15 protein-coding genes are annotated in these 16,390 nt (G+C 70.6%); 7 read left to right on the top strand and 8 right to left on the bottom strand.

Annotated elements, in window-relative coordinates; all coding sequences use genetic code 11:
- The first annotated feature begins 86 nt into the window (after nt 1-86).
- Entirely contained in the window at nt 87-1,466 is a 1,380-nt protein-coding gene (locus ACWPQI_RS20270; RefSeq protein ID WP_308072019.1) for a hypothetical protein, read from the top strand.
- Nucleotides 1,467-1,475: 9 nt separating this feature from the next.
- Here the strand turns inward: ACWPQI_RS20270 and ACWPQI_RS20265 are convergent, their stop codons facing one another.
- Nucleotides 1,476-1,808: a hypothetical protein gene (locus ACWPQI_RS20265; protein WP_010596027.1), complete on the bottom strand. Its 333-nt coding sequence runs from the start codon at nt 1,806-1,808 to the stop codon at nt 1,476-1,478.
- 190 nt (nt 1,809-1,998) lie between these two features.
- Between ACWPQI_RS20265 and ACWPQI_RS20260 the strand changes: the two genes are divergently transcribed.
- The 5 genes from ACWPQI_RS20260 (at nt 1,999) to ACWPQI_RS20240 (ending at nt 6,970) form a co-directional block, all read left to right on the top strand.
- On the top strand, nt 1,999-2,238 hold the full coding sequence (locus tag ACWPQI_RS20260) for a hypothetical protein (RefSeq protein WP_010596026.1): 240 nt from the start codon (nt 1,999-2,001) through the stop codon (nt 2,236-2,238).
- A gap of 101 nt (nt 2,239-2,339) precedes the next feature.
- On the top strand, nt 2,340-3,380 hold the full coding sequence (locus ACWPQI_RS20255) for a HoxN/HupN/NixA family nickel/cobalt transporter (protein ID WP_010596025.1): 1,041 nt from the start codon (nt 2,340-2,342) through the stop codon (nt 3,378-3,380).
- Nucleotides 3,381-3,464: 84 nt separating this feature from the next.
- Nucleotides 3,465-4,781, top strand: coding sequence for an MFS transporter (locus tag ACWPQI_RS20250; protein ID WP_102031562.1), 1,317 nt, complete (start codon nt 3,465-3,467; stop codon nt 4,779-4,781).
- A complete protein-coding gene (locus ACWPQI_RS20245; RefSeq protein WP_102031561.1) occupies nt 4,774-5,439 on the top strand; it encodes an ArsR/SmtB family transcription factor in 666 nt (221 codons plus the stop codon). Before ACWPQI_RS20250 ends, ACWPQI_RS20245 begins: the two co-directional genes overlap by 8 nt.
- A 118-nt stretch (nt 5,440-5,557) precedes the next feature.
- Entirely contained in the window at nt 5,558-6,970 is a 1,413-nt protein-coding gene (locus ACWPQI_RS20240; protein ID WP_010596022.1) for an alkaline phosphatase PhoX, read from the top strand.
- Here the strand turns inward: ACWPQI_RS20240 and ACWPQI_RS20235 are convergent.
- The 7 genes from ACWPQI_RS20235 to ACWPQI_RS20205 form a co-directional block, all read right to left on the bottom strand.
- Nucleotides 6,917-7,378 (bottom strand): TIGR03668 family PPOX class F420-dependent oxidoreductase, encoded by a 462-nt coding sequence (locus tag ACWPQI_RS20235; protein ID WP_040270206.1) that lies wholly within the window; start codon nt 7,376-7,378, stop codon nt 6,917-6,919. The two genes, ACWPQI_RS20240 and ACWPQI_RS20235, sit on opposite strands and share 54 nt — an antisense overlap.
- 28 nt (nt 7,379-7,406) lie before the next feature.
- Complete coding sequence (locus tag ACWPQI_RS20230; RefSeq protein WP_010596020.1) at nt 7,407-7,673, bottom strand: hypothetical protein; 267 nt, start codon at nt 7,671-7,673, stop codon at nt 7,407-7,409.
- Between the two features lie 83 nt (nt 7,674-7,756).
- Nucleotides 7,757-9,577, bottom strand: coding sequence for an ATP-dependent zinc metalloprotease FtsH (gene ftsH / locus ACWPQI_RS20225; RefSeq protein ID WP_102031980.1), 1,821 nt, complete (start codon nt 9,575-9,577; stop codon nt 7,757-7,759).
- 292 nt (nt 9,578-9,869) lie between these two features.
- Entirely contained in the window at nt 9,870-10,244 is a 375-nt protein-coding gene (locus tag ACWPQI_RS20220) for a hypothetical protein (protein WP_228287096.1), read from the bottom strand.
- A gap of 656 nt (nt 10,245-10,900) precedes the next feature.
- Nucleotides 10,901-12,256 (bottom strand): MFS transporter, encoded by a 1,356-nt coding sequence (locus tag ACWPQI_RS20215; protein WP_102031560.1) that lies wholly within the window; start codon nt 12,254-12,256, stop codon nt 10,901-10,903.
- Nucleotides 12,257-12,395: 139 nt separating this feature from the next.
- The gene (locus tag ACWPQI_RS20210) at nt 12,396-13,448 is read right to left on the bottom strand and encodes a beta-keto acid cleavage family enzyme (protein WP_010596804.1); all 1,053 of its coding nucleotides are present in this window, start codon (nt 13,446-13,448) and stop codon (nt 12,396-12,398) included.
- A 52-nt stretch (nt 13,449-13,500) separates the two neighbouring features.
- Nucleotides 13,501-14,397, bottom strand: a complete 897-nt coding sequence (locus ACWPQI_RS20205) for a TauD/TfdA dioxygenase family protein (RefSeq protein WP_102031559.1) — start codon at nt 14,395-14,397, stop codon at nt 13,501-13,503.
- Between the two features lie 678 nt (nt 14,398-15,075).
- Here ACWPQI_RS20205 and ACWPQI_RS20200 point away from each other — a divergent pair.
- On the top strand, nt 15,076-16,221 hold the full coding sequence (locus ACWPQI_RS20200; RefSeq protein ID WP_010596806.1) for an acyl-CoA dehydrogenase family protein: 1,146 nt from the start codon (nt 15,076-15,078) through the stop codon (nt 16,219-16,221).
- The last annotated feature ends 169 nt before the right edge of the window (nt 16,222-16,390 follow it).

The raw sequence follows: 16,390 nt of genomic DNA, 5'->3' as shown, positions 1-16,390 counted from the left end.
CGCGCCGATGCCGAAATCGTGCACTTCCGGCAGCGCCGCGATGGACAATGACGGCCAGGGACCCGGATCCGGGGAGGGGATCGTCGATGACCGAGAACGACGGTGCGGCTCCGGGTGAGCCGCCGAGTCGGCAGCCGGCGGCCGGGTCGCGCGTCGCGGACGGACGCTATGTTCTGGTCGATCGGCACGGAACGGTCGACGGCCTGCAGTGCTGGCGCGGACACGACACCGTCATGAACCGCACCGTCGCGCTGACCGTCGCCCCGCGACCGGCGGGCGACGACGGTGCCTTCTTCCACGCGCTGTGTGCGCGCACGGCCTCGGCCGCGTTCGGACGGGTAGGAGCGGCGGCCCGTGTCTTCGATGTCGCCGACCACTCCGCTTGCTGCGTGGTCGTGTCCGAATGGACGCCAGGCCGGTCGCTGCCCGACGTCGCCGGGGACCGTCCCGATCCGGCCGCCGCGGCGCGCATCATGCTTCGTCTGGCCGAGACGGTGCGTGCCGCGCACCGGCAGTCGACGATCCTGGGCCTCGACGATCCGGTGCGCATCCGGGTCGACGAGTCCGGCGCCGCGGTCCTGGCCTTCCCCGCGACGCTGCCCGGCGCGGACGAGACGACCGACGTCGCCGGTCTCGGCGCGGCCCTGAGGTGCATGCTCGGAGACCGGGGTGGTGCACCGGCGATGCGGGCACTGGCCGACGAGGCGGTCGACGGAAGTGTGTGCACTGCAGCAGTGTTCGCCGAGCGGCTGGGACGGCTGCTGCCGGGGGCGCCGCCGCACCGTCCGGAACCGGTGGCCGAGACCGCGGCACCCGCACGGGAGCCGGAGCCGCCCCCGGCCACCGCCCGTCGCAGTGCGGCGGTGCCGGCCGTGGTGGCGCTGGTGGGCGTGGCGTGTCTCGCGGCGGTCGGCTGGGTGGCCGGCACCGCGCTGAGCGGACCGCGTGCCGAGTCGGCATCGCCGGCGACGCTTCCGGTGGTCGCCGCCGCGTCGCCCCCGACGGAGGGCGGGACCGCCGGCCCCGTCGTCCCCCGCGCGGTGCGTGCCCATGCGCAGGAGGGCGCGGCGGACAACGCCGTGACGGCCGACCTGGCGGTCGACGGGAACCCGAACACGGCGTGGAGCACCGAACTGTATCCGCGTCAGCTCCCCGCGGGACGGGCCGGACTGGGTCTGACAGTCGCGTTCGCGCAACCGGTGCGGCTCGATGAGGTGTGGATCGACAGTCTCAGCGCCGGTTCGCGCGTCGAGATCCGGACGGCCCCGGCCGGGGGCGGTCCCCTCCACCTGTCCCAGGTGGTCGGCACCGCCACGCTCGACGAGGGCATCACGCGCATCCCGGTGGCGGCGACGGCGGCACCGATGTCGGAGGTGCTGGTGTGGATCACCCGGCTCGGACCGGCCGGGGACCGCTTCCGCACGTCGCTGTCCGAGGCGGGATTCACGGCCTTCGACGGCCCGTGAGCCCGGCGGTCAGTCGCGGGCGCAGACGTGCCCGATCAGCACGTGCGGCCCGTACAGGACGCGCGCCCGGCCCAGCAGGGCCGCGTGCACCTGCTCTTCGGTCACGCCGGTCGGCAGGGACAGCACCAGGGGATCGAGGCGGCGATCCGGATCGGTGGGGTCCTCGACGAGGCCGGTCCAGTCGAACGTTCCGCCGTCGCGTCTGCGGGCCGCTTCGATCCGGGCGGCGTGGACCTGGCCGCTCCGCTCGAGCACGCCGTCCGTGGGGTTCTCTCCCACCAGCCGATCCAGATGCTCGTCCGACCACCTGTGCACACCGAAGCTCTGCCGTCCCGGATCCATCTCCCCACGCCTCCCCGCGGTGCATTACCGGTAGCTCGGCGGTGATTATCCCACTCGGGCAAGGATCGCACAGGTGATTCCGCGGGTCGATCCGGTCGAACCGGCGCGGGCCGAATCCGTGGCGCCGGCTCTCCCGGTCCACCACGATGGGGGCACACCCCGCGCGTCGACTCGAAGGACGGTCCCGCCCATGAGTACTCCCGAGCTGGCCCGGCAGGCCTCGCAGTTGCGTGCGGATCTGCACGGGTTCGACCGGCGGATCCAGGAGCTCAGCGAGGAGTTCGGACGCATCGACCGGCATTCCCACGGCGACTCCGCCGAAGCCGCGCTCCTCGAGATCCTCGACCTCCTCGCCGACGCGCGACTCGACCTGCGCAGCGTCGATCGGCACCTGGAGACGACGGTCCGGCACGCGGAAAGCCTGCGCTGACCCACCTCGATCGCCCGCGGCGGGTGTGCCCGTGCACTCGCGGTCGGCCCACGCCGGCATCGCGGTGAGTTTCGACAGACGACCGGAGAAGGGAGACCGGGATGCCGCAACCGGGTTCGCCGCCGTGGCACTACGTGCGCTCGGACGTCCGCACCCACGCCCCCGCCCGGGTGCGTGTCGCCGCCACGGTGGCCGCGGTCGTCCTGGTCCACGCGCTCGGTTTCGGGCTGCTCGGTCTGGCCCGTCTCACGGCCGGCGACGCGCTCACCCTCGGGGTGGCCCTGTCGGCCTACGGTCTGGGCGCCCGACACGCACTCGACGCGGACCACATCGCGGGCATCGACAACGCGATCCGCAAGTTCGTCGCCGAGGGGCGCCGCCCCGTGGGGGTGGGGCTGGCGTTCAGTCTCGGCCACAGCAGCGTCGTGCTGCTGGCGACGTCGGCGGTCGTCGCCGGGATCGGGTCGACCACCGGTCTGCTGGCGGGCGAGGGTGCGACCGCCACCGCCCTGGGGACCTTCGGTGCCGCCGTGGCGGGCGGCTTCCTGCTGCTCGTCGCCGGGGTCAACGCGGTTGCGTTGCGCGGCACGCTCGCCGCCCGACGTTGCGGTACCGACGAGGTGCACTCGTCCGCGGCGGCGCGGGTCCTGTCGGCGCCGCTGCGACGGGTGCGTCATCCCCGCCACGTCTACGTCCTGGGCTTCCTGTTCGGTCTCGGTTTCGACACCGCCTCGTCGGTGGGTCTGATCGCGCTCGCGGTGACGGCGAGCCTCTCGGGCGCCGCCACCTGGCTGGTGCTGTGCCTGCCGCTGTGCTTCGCGGCCGGGATGACCGCCGTCGACGGGGTCAACGGGATCGCCATGGTGCGGATGTACGGATCGGCGCAGATCCCCAGCCGCGATCGGCAGATGTTCAACGTCGTCGTCACCGCCGTGTCCGTGGTCGCCGCCGGTGTGCTCGGCGCGATCATCACGCTGTCCGCGGTCGACGAACTGCTGCCGGGGTATCAGCCCGTCGCGTCCTGGGCCGCGGGCGTGGACCTCGCGCACGCGGGGTGGTGGCTCGCGGCGGGGTTCGCCGCGATCTGGGTTGCGGCCGCGGTGACGCTGTGGGCACGCCGGGGCTCCGCGGTCGTGAGCTGACCGCGGCGGGCACTCCGGGACATTCCATAATTCCGTAGAATGTTGTATCGTACGGTCCGATACGACAGGTCCCGGAAGGCGTTCATGAACACCTCCACGCCACCCACCGCCCCGCCCGACAAGCAGATCGGACTGGGCCTGCGCCGCAACCTCGCCCAGTTCACCCTGCTGGTGGTCGTCAACGCGCTCGTCGGCGGCATGCTCGGTCAGGAACGCACCGTGCTGCCGCTGCTCGCCGAGGAGGAATTCGGCATCCGCGCCTACACCGCCGGGCTGTCGTTCATCCTCGTCTTCGGCCTGTCGAAGGCGATCACCAACTACTTCGCCGGCACCTTCTCCGACCGGTACGGGCGCAAACCGGTGCTCGTCGCCGGGTGGCTGGTCGCCCTCCCGGTGCCGCTGCTGCTCATCTGGGCACCCTCGTGGGGCTGGGTGATCTTCGCCAACGTGCTGCTCGGCATCAGCCAGGGACTGACCTGGTCCACCACCGTGGTGATGAAGATCGACCTCGTCGGCCCGGCCCGGCGGGGATTCGCGATGGGACTGAACGAGGCCGCCGGGTATGCCGCCGTCGCCGCGACCGCGCTGGCCACCGGGTATCTGGCCGAGGCCTACGGGCTGCGGCCCGCGCCCTTCCTGCTCGGCATCGCCTTCGCGGCTCTCGGTCTGGGACTGTCCACCCTCGCCGTGAAGGAGACCCGCGAATACGCGCGTCTCGAGGCCGTCGGCCACGTCGCCCGCGCCGACGGACGCCACGACCACCTGCACGACAAGCTCACCGACCGGCAGGTGCTCGTCCAGACCAGCTTCAAGGAACCGGCCCTGTCCTCGGCCAGCCAGGCCGGGCTGGTCAACAACCTCAACGACGGCCTCGCCTGGGGGCTGTTCCCCATCCTGTTCGCCGCGGCCGGCCTGTCCGTCGGCCGGATCGGCATCCTCGCGGCGCTGTACCCGGCCGTGTGGGGAGTCGGCCAGCTGGTCACCGGTGCACTGTCGGACCGGTGGGGCCGCAAGTGGATGATCGTCGCCGGCATGTGGCTGCAGGCGCTCGCCCTGGCCGTGATCGCCGTCTCGGACTCCTTCCTGCCGTGGGCGATCGCCGCGGCCGCGCTCGGCGCGGGCACCGCGCTGGTCTACCCGACCCTGCTCGCCTCGATCGGCGACGTCGCCCATCCCGCCTGGCGGGCCCGGGCCGTGGGCGTGTACCGGCTCTGGCGCGACGGCGGCTTCGCGGCCGGCGCCCTGCTGGCCGGTGTCGTCGCCGACGCGTTCGGCATCCACGCCGCCGTGTGGGTCGTGGCCGCGCTGACCGCCCTGTCCGGACTGGTCGTCGCGGTGCGCATGTACGAAACGCATCCCCGGCCCACCCGCGCCCCACAGGAAGGACCCATCCGTGGCTGACCGAGCCGCCAAGGACGCGCTGTACACCGAGTTCGCCGCCGTCGGCAAGGTGCTCGGCAATCCCGCACGTCTGGAACTGCTCGACCTGCTCGCGCAGGGACCGCGCAGCGTCGACGAGCTCGCCGCCGCCGCCGGGCTCGGCGTGAGCACCTGTTCGGCGCACCTGCAGACCCTGCGCGCGGCCGGGCTGGTGCGGTCCCGCCGCGACGGCAAACGGATCTTCTACTCGCTCGCCGGGGACGACGTCGCCGAACTGTGGGACACCCTGCGTCGCGTGGCCCAGCGGCACCGCCCGCACACCGAGCTCGCCCGGCGCGCCTACCTCGGCCCGGACGACACCGCCGCCGTCGACACCGAGGAACTTCTGCACCGCCTCGAGACAGGCGAGGTGGTCCTGCTCGACGTGCGCCCCGCCGCCGAGTACGCCGCAGGGCACCTGCCCGGCGCACTGCACGTGCCGCTGGACGAGCTGACCGAGCGGCTCGCCGACCTGCCGGCGGACCGGCAGATCGTCGCCTACTGCCGCGGCCGGTACTGCGTGCTCGCCCACGACGCCGTCCGGCTGCTGCGCACCCACGGTGTGCCGGCCCGGCGCGCCGCCGACGGTGTGCTCGAGTGGCGACTCGCCGGGCTGCCCGTCGACTCCGACGTCGCCTGACCGCCCCCGCGACGTTCGCCTCCGGTTCGATTCGCGGTCACTCGCCGGCCACGGAACCGGGCTTTCCGGCACCTACGGTCCGGAGGACCCGACCGCATCGATGGAGGTATCGAGAACAGTGACGACGGCACCACTGAACCGCCGGGGATTCCTCGGGCGCACCGCACTGGCCGGCCTCGGCGTGGCCCTCGCCGGCAGCGTCGAGGCGCTCGTCCGTCCCGGACTCGCGTCCGCAGTCCCCGGCGGGGCGATCGGCTACGGCCCGCTCGTCCCGGATCCCCAGCGCATTCTCGCTCTGCCCGTAGGGTTCTCGTACACCGTGGTGTCGCGCTCCGGGGAGACGACCCTCGACGACGGCACGCCCGTCCCCAGCGATCCCGACGCCAACGGTGTGTTCGCGCACGGCAACGGTTCCACGATCGTGACCAACCACGAGATCGGCAAGGACGAGCCGTTCGGCGTGCCCGTCGTCGACGGCCTGACCTACGACCCCGGCGCGCGCGGCGGCACCACCACCGTCACCGTGAGCCCGAACGGGCAGCGCACCGGCCAGTACGTCAGCCTCGCCGGCACCGTGAACAACTGCGCCGGCGGCATCACCCCGTGGGGCACGTGGCTGACGTGCGAGGAGACCGAGGACCGGGCCGGCTCGAAGGGATTCACGCTCGATCACGGCTACGTGTTCGAGGTCGACCCCGCGAGCCAGGACGCCAACCGCGGCAAGAGCCCGGTGCCGCTGAAGTTCCTCGGCCGGTACGCGCACGAGGCGGTCGCCGTGGACCCGGCCACCGGCGCGATCTACCTCACCGAGGACGCCGACGAGCCCAACGGCCTGTTCTACCGGTGGACGCCCCCGCAGGGTTTCCGGGGCGGGCCGGGTGCCCTGCGTGAACTCGCCCAGTCGCCCGGCGGCGACACCGCGGGCAGCCTGCAGGCGATGGCCTGCTTCGACGGCGGCGCGCACGTGCCCGACCTGTCGCAGGCCACCGAGCCGGGGGTGCGCTACACCGTGCGGTGGGTCGACGTCCCCGACCGCGACGCCGCCACCACACCGGTGCGCGAGCAGTTCGCCGCCGACCAGGTGACCCGCAGCCGCAAGCTCGAGGGCCAGTGGTGGGGCGACGGCGGCGCCTACTTCGTCGCCAGCTACGCCCGCACGAGCGACGGCAGCATCGCCGAACACGACGGCCAGGTGTGGTTCTTCGATCCGGCCTCGCAGACGGTCACGCTGAAGACGCTGTTCGGGGTCAACCCCGACCCGTCCGTCGACACCGGCAACTACGACGGTCCCGACAACATCACCGTCTCGCCGTACGGCGGGGTGATACTCGCCGAGGACGGCGACGGCATCAGCCACCTCATCGGCGTCACCGCCGAGGGGAAGCCGTTCACGATCGCACGCAACGAACTCAACGACAGCGAGTTCTGCGGGCCCGCCTTCAGCGCCGACGGCAGGACCCTGTTCGTCAACATCCAGTCACCCGGCCTGACCCTCGCGATCACCGGGCCGTGGCGTCGCCCGATCGGCTGAGCCGCCGCCCGCGGACCACGACCGCCAGCGCAGCCCGTCGATCCGGAGCACCGGTCCCGACGGGCGCGCCGCGCGGTACTGCGCGTACTTGACGGCCAGCGCCGCGAGACCGGCCGAGCCGAGCTCCGAGCGCGGATCGTGGACGGTGGCCGTGCCGTCGAGACGGACCCACCACAGCCGGGACCAGTCGTCGTCGTAGTGGTCGACGAGCACCGCCACCCGCGGGTCGTTCTCGATGTTGCGCAGGCGCCGCAACCGTCTCGTCGTCTTCGGCTTGTCGTCGACGCAGGTGTAGAGCGCGTCGCCGACGAGCGCGAACACGATCGGCACGAGGTGCGGCCGCCCGTCCGGTCCGGTCGTGGCCAGCCGGGCGACGCGGGCCGTGGTGACGAGAGCACGGGCGTCCACCTCGTTTACGGTAGGCGCATGCCGGCGGTCATCTCCTCGGCCCGGGCATGCCCCGGTCGGGCCCGAACCGCGAGCCCGTGAGCCCCGGGGGCACCGGCCGCCAGTTGTACAGGTTCTGCGGCGGCGGAGATTCCAGGTCGGCGCAGGCCTCCCGCGCCCAGGCCTCCGCCTCCGGGCCCGGCCCGAAATCGATGCCGAGCGACGGATCGTGGGTGCCGATCACCCACCGGTGACCGTCGGGGGTCGCATGGATGCGGTAGCGCCGGATCGTCGCGGGGTCGGGGAGAGGTGCCATGCAGACCGGTTTCCCCACCGCGCGGCAAATCATGTCGGCGCGGCAAATCATGTCGGCACAGTGCGATCCGGCCCGCGCGCCGCTCAGGTGGTGCCGAGGCGCTGCGGCCGGGCGCCGTCCGCCTCCGCCCGCAGCACGTCGAGTACGACCTCGCCGTCGACGGTCTCCTCCTCGACGAGGATCGCGGCCAGCCGGTCCAGCGCCGCCCGGTGCTGCGTCAGGAGCGCGACGGCCCGTTCCTCGGCGGCCCGCAGCAGCCGGGCGACCTCGCGGTCCACGAGCTGCTGGGTGTGTTCCGAGTAGGGCCGCACGAGGCTGCGCTCACTGGTGTCGGCATGCAGGTAGTTGGGGTCGCCCGACCCGTACCCCACCGGGCCGAACGCTTCGGACAGCCCGAATTCCCGCACCATGCGCACGGCGATGCGGGTCGCGCCGCTCAGGTCGTCGGCGGCACCGGTCGACCCCTCCCCGAACACGACGAGCTCCGCGGCCCGCCCCCCGACCCGGACGGTGAGCAGGTCGTTGAGATATCCCTCGCTGTAGAGGTGGCGTTCGACCTCGGGTAGCTGCTGGGTCGATCCCAGGGCCATGCCCGCGGGCAGGATCGTCACCTTCGCCACCGGGTCGGCGTGCGGGCACAGGGCCGCGAGCAACGCGTGGCCCGATTCGTGGACCGCCACCGAGGTCCGTTCGTCGGGGAGCAGGGCATTGGCGCTCTCGCGGCGTCCGAGCAGCAGGCGGTCACGCGCGGACGACAAGTCGTCGGCGCAGATGACGGTGCGGTCGTCCCGGACGGCATTGATGGCGGCCTCGTTGACCAGGTTCGCCAGATCCGCACCCGAGAAGCCCGGGGTGGCCCGGGCGAGCACGCTCAGATCGACGTCGGGTCCGAAGTGTTTGCCCTGCAGGTGCACCGCCAGGATCGCGGCCCGTTCCGACTGGGTGGGCAGGGGGATCACCACCGTGCGGTCGAACCGGCCCGGCCGCAGCAGGGCCGGATCGAGCGCCTCCGGGCGGTTCGTCGCCGCCAGCACCACGATGCCGACGCTCTGGTCGAAGCCGTCCATTTCGGCCAGCAACTGATTGAGCGTCTGTTCCCGCTCGTCGTTCCCGGCGTAGGTCCCGACGCCGCGCTTGCTGCCGATGGCGTCGATCTCGTCGATGAAGATGATCGACGGCGGGCTCTTGCGGGCCTGCTCGAACAGGTCCCGCACCCGGGAGGCACCGACCCCGACGAACATCTCCACGAACTCCGAGCCCGTGACGGACAGGAAGCGCACCTCCGCCTCGCCGGCCACCGCGCGGGCCAGCAGTGTCTTGCCGGTGCCCGGCGGGCCGATCATCAGCACCCCGCGGGGGCCCTTCGCGCCGGCGGCCGCGTACTTCTCCGGATCCCGCAGGAAGTCGACGACCTCGCTGACCTCCTGCTTGACGCCGTCGTACCCGGCGACGTCCGCGAAGCGCGTGGTCGGCCGGTTCGCCTCGATCACGCGGGCCTTCGAGCGGCCGAACGCGCCCATGCCCCCGATGCCGCCGCCGCTGAAGGCGCGCTGTGCCCGGCGGCCGACCCACAGCAACAGCCCCGCGAACACGACGAAGGGCAGCATGCTGAGCAGAATCGCGGCCCACGGGCTGTCGTCGGTCTGTTCCGCGCTGACCTGGACCTGCTTCGCCCGCAGCTTCGCGTCGAGCCCGGCGAGGTTCAGTGCGGTCGGCAGCTGGGTGACGAATTCCGTGCCGTCCGAGAGGGTTCCGTAGGCCGATCCGCGGTCGTCGATCGTCACCTGCTGGACGGTGCCCGCGTCGACCCGGTCCACGAAGTCGCTGTAGGACAGGGTGCTCGACGTCGGGGTCTGCAGCGCCAGGGCGACCACCAGACCACCGAGCAGGACGGCGACGGCCACCAGTTGCCACCACAGGCCCGACGACGGCGCCGGCGGCGGCGGCGGGTCCGGGGGCGGCCCCGATCGCGCCGACCTCGAGAGATGAACGGAGAAGAATCTCGTTCGCGTGATCATCCGGCGCTCCCCTGACCTGTCCGTGTCGGGTCCACGGTATCCGGCCGCGCCGAGGTCCTCACTCGGGTCGCCGGGATCGGCGAGTGGTACGAAGAGGCGCTCGATGCGACGCATCGGTTCGGCCTGCGGCGCTTCCCGCCTCCCTTCGACGGGGGCGCTGTCGTCGTAGGCCGTTGAGTCAGGAATTCACCAGCTGGTGGACGCGCTGGAACGACACGCCCAGCACCTCCCCGATGTCGCGGAGGGTTGCACCGCGTGCTTGAAGCGCTCGGGCCGCGGCGACCTGCGCCGAGGCTGCGCGGGCGCGTGCTTCCTCCGCGGCGTGCTGGGCCGCGTGGAACTCACGAACCGCGGCCGCCAGGTCTTCGGGCAATTCGATCTCGATCTCGATTTCGTCGACCGGCGATCCCGTCATGATGTGTACAAGGTCGGCCGCCATCTCCTTGACCTCGCGCAGGTGGCGGGCCTGGGTGGTGCGGTCCACTTCGGGCACGTGGACCGACCACCATCCGTCGTCGCGGGTCACTTGTGCGGTGTACTTCACTTCTTCCACCAGTTTCTTCCGAGCTTGACGCGGCCTCTTTGTAGATCGCCGTCGTAGTCAGTTCCTTGATTTCGTTGTGGCGTGGGACTGGGATCACAAGGCCGTCGATGTCGACGATGGTGTGTCGCCCGCCCTCGGTGACTTCGATGGGTAGGCCTGCGGACTCGGCGGCGGTGCGGAGGCGTTTCAAGATGTCCCTACGCTTCGTCACCAGTGTAGTCTATTCAGGCTAGACAAACCAAGTCAAGGTTGACTAGACGAAGATTGCGGCGCGCTGGGCTCCACGTTTTCATCGAGCAAGGACGGCGACGGCCACCAGCTGCCACCACAGGCCCGACGACGGCGCCGGCGGAGGCGGCGGGTCCGGGGGAGGACCCGATCGCGCCGACCTCGAGAGATGAACGGAGAAGAACCTCGTTCGCGTGATCATCCGGCGCTTCCCTGACCTGTCCGTGTCGGGTCCACGGTATCCGGCCGCGCCGAGGTCTTCACCAGGGATCGACGTCGAACGGCGACCGTGGCGGCGAACCCCAGGGGGTTCGCCGCCACGGTCCGGGGTCAGCCCGCGACGGGGACCGGTGGGAGCTGCGGAGCCTCGGCGAGTTCGCGGACGGCATCCTCCGCGGCGGGCCGGTGGCCGTAGCCTGCCTCGGGTTCGGGAGTGTTCACTGCTCGGTTCCGGTCCGTTGCGCGGAGGCGGCGGACACGGTGGCGAGCTTGCGGACGCCGGCGGGGTAGACGCGCTTGCCGACCAGCAGCGCCACGACGGCCCCCAGGTAGACGAGCGGCGCGAGCTGCAGCGCATTGGCGAGGCTGATCTTGTCCGCGAGGACGCCGACCACGAACGGGCCCGCAGCCAGCCCGAGCAGGCTGTTGGCCAGGGTGGTGGTGCCGAACGCCGAGGCCCGCACGGTGGGGTGGGTCAGGTTGGCGACCATCGCGGTGACCGCGCCGGTGGAGCCGGCGGAGAAGAACGCGCCCAGTCCGAGCAGCACCAGCTGCGGGGTGCCGACCGGCAGCTGGAACCCGACGATGAGCAGTACTCCGGCGGCGAGGCTGATCGCGATCGCGACCGTCCACTTGCGGGCCGGGTCGATGCGGGCGGCCCGGTCGGCGACGAAGCCGCACACGATCATGCCGGCGCCGATCAGCAGCACGAAGACCGCGGCCATCGCGGCGGCCTTGTCCGCGGCCAGCCCGTAGGAGCGCCCGAAGAAGCTGGGCAGCCACGCCATCAGCGCGGCGGCGGTGAACATCTGCAGCCCGCCGCCGATGTAGGCGCACAGCACCGCGGGGTTGGTGAACAGGCTCGAGATCGGGGCACGTGCAGCCGTGCCGGGCGCAGCGGTGTGGGTGGTGTTCGCGTCGTCGTCGACGGCGTGGCGGGCGAGCTTGCGTTCACTGACCAGCGCCCAGAACAGCGCGACCAGGACCAGCCCGAAGACCGCCATCGACGCGAAGGACCAGCGCCAGGACAGCTGTACGGCGATGACCCCGCCGAATGCGACGCCGATCACCGACCCGAACGAACCGCCGGCCATGAATGCACCCGAGAGCGAGGCTCGCAGCCGCGGGGCGAACACGCTGAGCACGACTGCGATACCGACGCTGCCGTAGGCGGCCTCACCGACCCCGACCAGGAACCGGGCGCCGAGCATCTGCTCGTAGGAGCCCGCCACCGCGCACAGCAGGGTCGCCACACTCCACAACGCGGCCATCACGACGAGGCTGCGCACCCGGCCCCACCGGTCGGCGAGCATCGACAGCGGCAGGGTGAGCAACCCCACCATCAACGCGACCACGCTGTTCAGCGATGCGAGATGCGAATCCGAGAGCGCCCATTCGGCTTTCAGAAAAGGGAACACCGCACTGAGGACCTGTCGGGACATGTAGTCCGACAGCAGCAGTCCGAAGGTGAGCGCGAACACGAGCCACGGGTAGAACCGGGATCGCCCGCTGCGGCGCGACGGCGCCGAAACGGCCGCGGGCCGCTCCGGCGCGGTGGTGGTGACAGACGACATGATCTTCCTGAATCTGGGTGAGGGGACGAGCTCGACGGCCGAGGTGGAACCGATGACGTTGGCTGCTAGGGGGTTTCGCGTGCCCGGGGGCGCGGCACCGGGTTGTGGTGTCGCGCCCACCGGTCACGCGGATACCGCGTCAGGCGTGCTGGGTGAAGCCGCGCTGACCGGGGCGGCGGTTGGGCGCAAAGCCGATCCTGGCGAGGGTCTCGTCGGCGTCGGTGTAGTGCTCGTCGAGGCGGTAGATCTCGCGGGCCTCCTTGCCGGTGGCAACCTCACGACCGAGTTCGTTCGCGATGCGGACGAGCTGTTCGACCTGGGCGACGGAAGTCATCTTCTCGCCCTTGCGGCCCCAGAGGGTGTCCTCGGTGCCGCAGCGGGCGTGCAGACCCATTGCGATGGCCATGGTGTTGACCGGCAGCACGCTGCGCATCAGGGTTTCCAGGGTGAGCACCGCGCCGTCGGGGGTGCGGCGGACGAACTCCATCATGTTGTACGGATTGGGGCCGTCGAAACCGCCGCCGATACCGACCCAGGTCACCATCAGCGGGCCGGTGTAGACGCCGCGGCGGATCAACCGCTCGACGGTTTCGAGCTGGGCGATGTCGGCGAGCTGGAAGTGCGGCTGGATGCCGTTGGCCTGCAGCCGGCGCAGGTGCTCCTCGACCCAGCCCGGCCCGGCCGGGACGGTCATCTCGCGGTAGGCCTCGTACACCTCGGGGCGCTCGAAGGAGGTGCCGGCGATGTCGTCGGCGGTCATCAGCTCGACGATGTTCATCTGGTTTGTGTTGATCGCGATGGTGACCTGGTCGGGCTTGGGGTCGAGTTCGGCGAGCATGTGGCGGGCGTCGTCGGAGAGCCACTTCGCGTCCGCGCCCTCGCCTTCGGGGGCGAACGAGATCGAGCCGCCGACCTGCAGGATCATCTCGGGCACCGCCTCGCGCAGCCGTGCCAGCAGTTCGTTGAACTTCGAGAGCCGCTTGGAGCCCTTGCCGTCCAGTTCACGGACGTGGATGTGCAGCACGGTGGCTCCGGCGTCGTAGCAGTCCACCGCCTTCTGCACGTGCTCGTCCATGGTCAGTGGCAGATCCTCGGCGAAGTCGTCGATGTCCCACTCGGGGCCGTAGGGGGCGACGGTGATGACCAGCTTCTCCTGGTTCTCGGGGAACAGGGCGTCGTCGTGGAAGTGCATGGTGATGCTCCGATCGGAGTTGTCGTGAGAGTGGGGAGGGTGAGAGGGCGGTTCAGAAGGTGGGGTCGCCGACGATGCCGGCGCGTTCCATCCTGCGGACGGCGGGCCAATAGTCCTGCACCGCATAGTGTTGCGTGGATCGGTTGTCCCAGATGGCGACGCTGTTCTTCGTCCAGCGCCACCGCACCTGGTATTCCGGGATCGTGGCCTGGCTGATCAGGTAGCGCAGCAGATCCCCGGCGCCGGGGGCGTAGTCGATCCCGAAGCGCACATTGTCGGGGGTGTGGTAGTTGACGATGTGCGTCGTGAAGGCGTTGACGAACAGGATCTTCTCGCCGGTTTCCGGGTGCGTGCGCACCACCGGGTGCTCGGCGTCGGGGAACCGCCGGTGGAGGGCGTGGCGTGCCTCGACGGGCATGTTCGCACCGAAGCTGGCCTCGATGCTGTGCCGGGCGCGCAGTCCCTCGATCCGCTCCTTCACCGACTGCGGCAGCCGCGTGTAGGCCTGCGCCATGTTCACCCAGATGGTGTCGCCGCCGACCGGCGGGATCTCCACCGCGCGCAGCACCGAACCCATCGGAGGGTTCGCCCGCCACGTGGCGTCGCAGTGGTAGGCGTTCTCGTAGTGCTCGGGCGGGCTGTCGAGGTCCTTGTAGATCCGCACCAGGCCGGGATGGTCGGGGTCGCTGCCGGCCACCGGGTGATCCTCGAGCGGGCCGAACCGCTCGGCCAGGGCGACGTGCTCGGCGCGGGTGATGTCCTGCCCGCGCACGAACAGCACCTTGTGCTCGAGCAGCAGTGCCCGCAGCTCGGCGAACAGCGCGTCGTCGCGGGACACCTCGCCCAGGTTCACGTCGGACAGCTCCGCGCCGATCGTGGCGGTCAACGGCTCGACCCGGAACGGGGTCACCGTTCGTGCCCGCCGGGGCGTCTCGCTCGTGACAGACATTTCGTTGTCTCCTAGATGAATTGGGGTGGAGTACGGTGTCGGGTGGCTCGCGGAAACGAACGATGTTCGCCCGCGGATCTCCCTCGTCGGTCCGGGCCCCACACGTCCTGACGCCAACTCGATTCGAAATAACTGGGTGTACAACAGTTTTCACGTTCGTTCGGTTGTGTCGGTTCGGGATGTGGGGTCGGTCACCGACCTGCTCCTCTTGTGATGGACCTAACACTACGTGCCCGTTCCCGGCATTACTTTTCCTGGTGGGACATCAACTATTCACTTCGAGACGCTGCAGCCGGATCCGGTCCGATCGACGGGCCTGAGATGTCGACGTCGCCTCCGGGCGGTGTGGGCGGCGCGGGGCGGAACGGTGTCGGACGATCGCGTCGACCGGGCGCCCGTGCCGGCGGGGTGCTCGTCGGATTCGTGCGGCAGGCAATGCCATCGGCGCAGGTACGCTCCTGTCCCGATTTGAACAGTCTGCCGACCCGAAGGGATAAGTGCGGGAAGTGCGGTTCCACTACTGTGGAGTCGCAACCCGAAGACCCGCATGGGTTCTCGATCGAATCCCGCACTCGACGGGCCACATCACCAGCTCCGAGATCGTCGCTGCAGCCGGCAGGCGCAGCCACCTGCCCGGCCTGCTCGGACGCCACCGTCGCCACCCCACCAGGAAGACCGATGACCAGGACCATCTACGCCGCCGACCACCTCGCCTTTCGTGACACGGTCCGTGATTTCACGCAACGCCACCTGATTCCGGAGCACGAGCGGATCATCGAGCAGCGGTTCATCGACCGCGAGATCTGGATCGAGGCGGGCAAGCTCGGCCTACTCGGTTTGGAGGTACCCGAACAGTACGGAGGCAGCGCGGCGGGGGACTACCGGTTCAACGCGGTGGTAGGGGAGGAACTCTCGCGGGTGAGTGCGGCGATCGCGTCGAGTTTCGGAATCCACTACGACATCGTGGCGCCGTATCTGGTGGAGCTGACCACCGAGGAACAGAAGCAGCGGTGGCTGCCAGGATTCTGCACCGGGGAGCTGGTCACGGCGATCGCGATGACCGAACCGGCCGCGGGATCGGACCTGGCCGGGCTGAAGACCACGGCCCGACGCGATGGGGACGACTGGATCCTCAACGGTTCCAAGACGTTCATCACCAACGGTTACCACGCCGACCTGGTGATCGTGGCAGCAAAGACGAGCCCGGAGAAGAAGGCCAAGGGCATCACCCTGTTCGCAGTCGAGACCGGCATGGCGGGCTTCGAACGGGGCCGCAAGCTGGACAAGGTCGGTCAACCGGAGTCCGACACCGCCGAGCTGTTCTTCACCGACGTCCGGGTCCCCGCGGCGAACGTGATCGGCGAGGTCGACAGCGGGTTCGCGCACATGATGCGAATGCTGCCGCAGGAGCGGATCTGCGCGGCGGTGTCGAATCTCGCGCACGCCGAGGCGATCCTGGGCGAGACTCTGGACTATGCCCGGGAGCGCAGGGCGTTCGGCCAGGCGATCGGTTCGTTCCAGTACAACAAGTTCCTCTTCGCCGAACTGGTCACCACGCTCGAGGTGGCGCAGGCATTCGTCGATCGGTGCGTGCAGGCGCATACCGAAGGCCGGCTGAGCGCGGTGGACGCCGCGAAGGCCAAGTGGTGGAGCTCGCAGGTGCAGAACCAGATACTCGACAGTTGCGTGCAACTGCACGGCGGCTACGGGTTCATGAACGAATACCGGGTTGCGCGGGCATGGAAGGACGCGCGGGTGACCAAGATCTGGGCCGGGTCCAACGAGATCATGAAGGAGATCATCGGACGGGACCTCGGACTGTGAGCATCACCGCGCCGACCACTCACCCGGCCGAATCCACCGAATGGCTCGCTCGTCCGAGGCCCACCCGGCTCGACGCCGGCGCACGCATCGCGTGGCTGGCCTGGGTGCTCGGCTCCATCCGCTGGGCTCCGGCGCTGTGCGTGCCCCCTCGGCCCCGCGCCGGCTCGGA

The organism is Rhodococcus sp. LMD, from assembly GCF_056108245.1.
This window is presented reverse-complemented; position numbering and strand designations above follow the sequence as displayed.